General features: G+C 48.2%; 9 protein-coding genes. 8 read left to right on the forward strand and 1 reads right to left on the reverse strand.

The window, feature by feature from the left end:
• The 8 genes from WC764_04615 to WC764_04650 form a co-directional block, all read left to right on the forward strand.
• On the forward strand, positions 1–443 hold a 443-nt coding region (locus WC764_04615; GenBank protein ID MFA6006976.1), incomplete at its 5' end, for an FAD:protein FMN transferase.
• Positions 444–536: 93 nt separating this feature from the next.
• Complete coding sequence (locus WC764_04620; GenBank protein ID MFA6006977.1) at positions 537–785, forward strand: hypothetical protein; 249 nt, start codon at positions 537–539, stop codon at positions 783–785.
• Positions 786–827: 42 nt separating this feature from the next.
• The gene (locus tag WC764_04625; protein ID MFA6006978.1) at positions 828–1,247 is read left to right on the forward strand and encodes a hypothetical protein; all 420 of its coding nucleotides are present in this window, start codon (positions 828–830) and stop codon (positions 1,245–1,247) included.
• Positions 1,248–1,270: 23 nt separating this feature from the next.
• On the forward strand, positions 1,271–1,513 hold the full coding sequence (locus WC764_04630) for a hypothetical protein (GenBank protein ID MFA6006979.1): 243 nt from the start codon (positions 1,271–1,273) through the stop codon (positions 1,511–1,513).
• A gap of 240 nt (positions 1,514–1,753) precedes the next feature.
• Positions 1,754–3,502 carry an ABC transporter ATP-binding protein gene (locus WC764_04635; GenBank protein ID MFA6006980.1) on the forward strand — a complete coding sequence of 583 codons (1,749 nt, stop codon included), beginning with the start codon at positions 1,754–1,756 and terminating at the stop codon, positions 3,500–3,502.
• Positions 3,503–3,643: 141 nt separating this feature from the next.
• Complete coding sequence (locus WC764_04640; GenBank protein ID MFA6006981.1) at positions 3,644–3,808, forward strand: hypothetical protein; 165 nt, start codon at positions 3,644–3,646, stop codon at positions 3,806–3,808.
• 144 nt (positions 3,809–3,952) lie between these two features.
• Entirely contained in the window at positions 3,953–4,378 is a 426-nt protein-coding gene (locus WC764_04645; GenBank protein ID MFA6006982.1) for a hypothetical protein, read from the forward strand.
• Between the two features lie 5 nt (positions 4,379–4,383).
• Complete coding sequence (locus WC764_04650) at positions 4,384–4,578, forward strand: helix-turn-helix transcriptional regulator (GenBank protein ID MFA6006983.1); 195 nt, start codon at positions 4,384–4,386, stop codon at positions 4,576–4,578.
• 88 nt (positions 4,579–4,666) lie between these two features.
• Here WC764_04650 and WC764_04655 read toward each other — a convergent pair.
• Positions 4,667–4,959: hypothetical protein (locus WC764_04655; protein MFA6006984.1), on the reverse strand; the 293-nt coding region annotated here is incomplete at its 5' end.

A 4,959-nucleotide genomic window follows, 5' to 3' on the forward strand; every position in this document is an offset into this window, starting at 1 on the left:
TTATGATTAATGCGGGCGGTGACATCGTAACTCACGGGGAATTTGAAGATGGCAACCGGTGGAATATTGCCATCCAAGATCCGCGTGATCCCCGCGCGATTGTGGCGGCAGTTGGCGTAAAAAATGTTGGCATGGCTACCTCCGGTGTCTATCAAACCCATGGCGAACATGCGGGTAAACCATGGCATCACCTTGTGGATATGCGTACAGGAGAAAATGCACATGGGATTATGAGTGCAACGGTGATCGCACCCACATGCGAAAAAGCAGACTCAGAAGCAACTATTTCTATTTTGCTGGGAAGAGTCGATGGTATCGCTCGCCTGGACAAATCGGGCCTCCCCTATTTTCTCATACTCGACCACGGTGCTATTCATAAAAATCCAGCATTCGCAGCGCTTGAAATCCCCTTCGAAAATCTTACAGAGAAGCAAATTATATAAATTGACAAGTTCGCAGATCAGTGTAGAATTCGCACCAGAACAACAGCAGGTCATCTCGACCTAACAACCACTGTTCATTGAGAGGAGCACCTCATGGCACTCGCAAAGTTTAACAAAGATAGGTTGGATAAGCTCATTCGAGCTGCCGACTTGATCTCTGCCTCACGCGTGACAACCCCCGGGTCAGTCGCACCCGTCGCAACACTATTGTTGGGGCGTGCACTATCGCGTTTCGATACAAGCGATATCGAAGAAACAATGATTGAATACATCGATGAAGTCGACAAACGAGCAGCTGCTGCAATCGCGCGGAAAAAGAAAAGGAGGAAGGCGAAGGAATAAAAACTTTTTTCAATCACTTTTTTGAGGAGAATACTCGTGGATATGAGTGAAGGAAAAATCAATTCCCATATCAAGACAGCGCTTGAAACCGCACGCGAAGCAACGGGTGACTCTGAGGAGAGGCTCTCCATTGCTGCAGCGATACTTACAAAAAAGCTGCGGAACGAAACCAAGTTCTCGGTGATACGCGCATTGCTGAAATTCGCTGTTCCTGGGGATACCTCCGGAGGGAAAAGGGGTTCGCCCAAAAACGAGGGCGAGAACCCCCAAGATATTGAACCGGCAAGCAACACAGAACCACCTGCTGATAACCCAATGTTCAAGGCAGCACTTGTTCGCAGAGACCAATTTGCGAAGCCGCATCCCCCACCGGGACCTGGTGGAATTCCAAAGGTTCCCGCGAAATCAGTTCCCGCATGGCACGTGCCACACCGGAAACGTCACCCAGATTCCGAAGAATAATTCTTAAAAAAACGGAGGAAACAATGCCACTGCATTCGGACAAACTCGTCGAAATATGCAAAGCGGCTCACAAAGTTGCATACGAAGTTGTTACCGGAGAAGTCGAGCGAGGGATGTTGGCCGCTGCTCTTTTGACCAGAGCGCTTGAGTACGAAGAGCCGAACGAAGTTCAGTCGTCACTGCTTGAGTACGTTCGGGAGCAAAAAGAAAAAGCCGAGGCAAACGTCGGGCACGGTGAAGGATGGCCGGAGCCAGGAGAACATTGACCGCCACCAATCCAAAGCCGCCCTTATAGGGCGGCTTTTTTATTCCTCTAGTGCAATTTTTAAAATTGACATATACCCAATTTATATGCTATAATTGCTGAAGACCCATTGAACCTTCACATCAGTTCACTCTGATATTCTTCCCCACCCCATCCGGGCAATGCCCACTTTGATCAGGAGTTTACTTTGAGACTATTTCTGAAACGAGCATATGAGATATACAGACCTCTCCTGCTCCCCATGCTTGGAGTGTTTGGATTTATTATCCTTTCACAGGCGCTAAATGCATGCATGCCATATCTGCAGAGCAAAATCATCGACGGGTTGGTCCAAAAGGCTCCGATACGCCAAGTTGGAATTCTTGCAATCATATCACTGGTCCTTTGGGTCTTGCGATCCGGAGTACTACAGTGGGCACAAGATCGCTACGAACTAGCGCACGTGGACTACGAAATTCCACGACGGATGCAAGAAGTCATGCTCGAGAAATTGCTCGGCTTTTCAATTGGACAACTCATCAGCGAGAACTCCGGCGTCAAGCAGAGCATTATCGTTCGTGGAGAGAAAGCGCTGGACAACCTTGTCCACTCTGTTCTCTACCAGATTCTACCCCTTGCGATGGAGATCCTCTTGGCAACGGCGCTCCTGTTTTACTGGAGCATACCCATAGGCCTTGTTGTCGCAACGACTGTCGTTGTATACCTCGGCTTTGTTGCTCGTCTAAACGGAAAATTCAAGGACGAGATGGTACAAATCGAAAAGCTTTTTGTCGCAGATCAAAGACTCCACGGCGAAACGCTTCGAAACATCGGTCTCATTATCGCAAGCGCACAAGAAGAACGTGCCAAGCGGGAATGCAAGGAAAGCCTGGGCGGCGCATTTGATTTTGCACGAAGCGTGTGGAACCGATACATAGTCTGGGCTGCAATTCGAAATACGCTGCCCGTGATTGCGCGATTTATCGTGTTGAGCATCGTAATCGTCGGAGGGCTTCACGGGAAATACTCGATTGGCGAATTTGTCCTGTTTATGACATGGACAGTGAATGCCACTGGCAATCTTGGAAGCTTGAGCCAGATTCATCGTAGGTCTATCCAAGACTACACTTCCGCAAAGCAATACTTCGACATGCTGGCTATCAAGCCGGACATTACCGAGATTGAAAACCCGATTCGGCCGGAGAAATTTGCCGGACGGATAGAGTTCAAAAACGTGACCTTCCGTTACGGCGGCAGAGACTCGCAAAGTGATGAGGAGGACGACAAAACCGAGACGACAACGCCAACAGCAGTTGGCCCCGCGCTCGACGACGTCAGCTTTGTCATTGAGGCGGGAGAAACAGTCGCATTCATCGGCGAATCCGGAGCGGGTAAATCTACCCTGGTAAACGCGCTCATCCGTGCGCAAGATCCAGAATCTGGGCAAATCACCGTGGACGACAATGACCTGCGAGACCTTGACCTCAAGCACTATCGTGGGGCCATAGGCATCGTCGCCCAAGATGTTGGCCTATTTGACCAGACGTTGCGGTACAACATCACCTACAACCTAAATGGTCATGCCGCAGATTTTGGGGACCATGAGCTCAATGCAGTAGCTGAAATGTCGTGTCTTGACCGATTCTTCCATCGTTTGGAAAAAGGTTTTGACACGGTGATTGGCGAACGCGGAGTGAAACTCTCGGGTGGTGAACGTCAACGTGTGGGAATTGCACGAGCAATCGTCAAAGAACCGCAAATTATGATCTTTGACGAAGCAACGTGCAGCCTGGACTCTGGAAACGAGCGACTGATTCAGGAGTCAATCAACAAGGTATCAAAGGGCCGAACAACAATCATTATTGCCCATCGTTTCAGTACAATCAGAAACGTGGACAAGGTGATTGTCTTCGACAAAGGCAAGCTCGTGGACTGCGGTACCCACGAAGAACTCGCAGAACGTTGCGAGGTCTATCAGTATCTGAGCGAGCAGCAAGACTTTGTCTTGTAGCTCGCAAAGTAAGCAGCAAGCGGCTCCAGTAGTGGAGCCGCTTTTTTTGTAGCGAAAATTGACAAAATAATTACGCGAGCGTAGGCTTCGAATCAGAGGAATTCTTTTCACCACTTATCTCGTTTCCTCAAGGAGGGCATCATGGACCAAGACAAAGTAAATGCTACCATCCTCGGCAACTGCAGTGTCACATTCACTGAACACCCAAGGACAGCAGCCGAACTCGACGACGAGACTGCCAAGCACCTAGGCTTCCGCACCATCAATGGGTTACGCTACTTCCCCGAGTGCCCATGCCCGGATTAGACCTGCCACCCAAAAGCCGCACGACAAAGGCGGCTTTTTCATTCCCAAGGTCGGGCCTTGGGGAGTTATCCACAGGCACCACTTGTGTAATATATTTATTACGTATAATATATATTACATTAACGTTAATAAGATAATAAATATATGATTGGAAAACCAGAATGGTTCAAGAGGCGCAAGTATACAGGGTGGGGCTTCACCCCGGCAACGTGGCAAGGTTGGGCATATATCACCGCTTTTGTGCTTTTATTCTTTTTGATTACGGCACTTCCTGTTATTGGAGGGCTGCGTACGCTCCTTCTCGTTATTTTGGCAATTATAGGCTGTGTGGATTTTATTCATATCATTATCAAAATGCCGCGCGATGAGCGTGATCGTATGCATGAAGCGATATCTGAACGCAATGCACTCTGGGCTATTCTCGCAGTTTTAACAATTGGTATCGGCTATCAAGCTGCAGTTAGTGCTGCCCATGGCACAAAATATGTTGACCCTGTCATCCTAGCTGCTCTCCTTGTTGGAGTTGTGGTAAAAATGGTTTCGAATATTTATCTCGACAAAAAGAATTAATCAGCATGGAAACGAAAATTGCTTTCTATCGAAATAAACTTGGAATAACGCAAGAGCAACTTGCAGAGCTTGTTGGCGTGTCCAGGCAAACAATAATTTCTTTGGAGCAAAATCGCTATAACCCTTCCCTGCTCCTGGCGCATAAGATTACAAAGATGCTGAAAAGAGAGAGGATTGAGGAGGTGTTTGGGGTGAGGTAAATAATAATTTTTTCGGCAATATTTGAAATTATCCACAAAGAAAAAACCCGCCATACAGCTGACGGGTTTTCCCGTCGCCATTGGCGAGTTATGCTGCTGCTTGTAAAACCTTCTTTACCTCAAATCGGTAGCGCGACCAGCTTTTGCAACGCTGCTCGCGAAACAAAGTGCGGGCAACAGTAAGAGCGGTAGTTAGCTTCTTGTCGAAGTCCTCAATCTGCTCGGAACCAAGTAGTTCCTTAAGCAGAGGACCGCTCCCTAAATAAAAGCGCATGCATGATCCGCGCCATTTAGGATACAATTCGCAAAACAAGAAGTCGACCATCGAATGGTAAACATTCATGTTCTTTCGTGCAGCTACATATTCGAGGGCACTCTGGT

The sequence above is a fragment of the Candidatus Paceibacterota bacterium genome, assembly GCA_041660505.1.
GTDB lineage: Bacteria > Patescibacteriota > Minisyncoccia > Phycocordibacterales > JACRKE01 > JBAZWG01.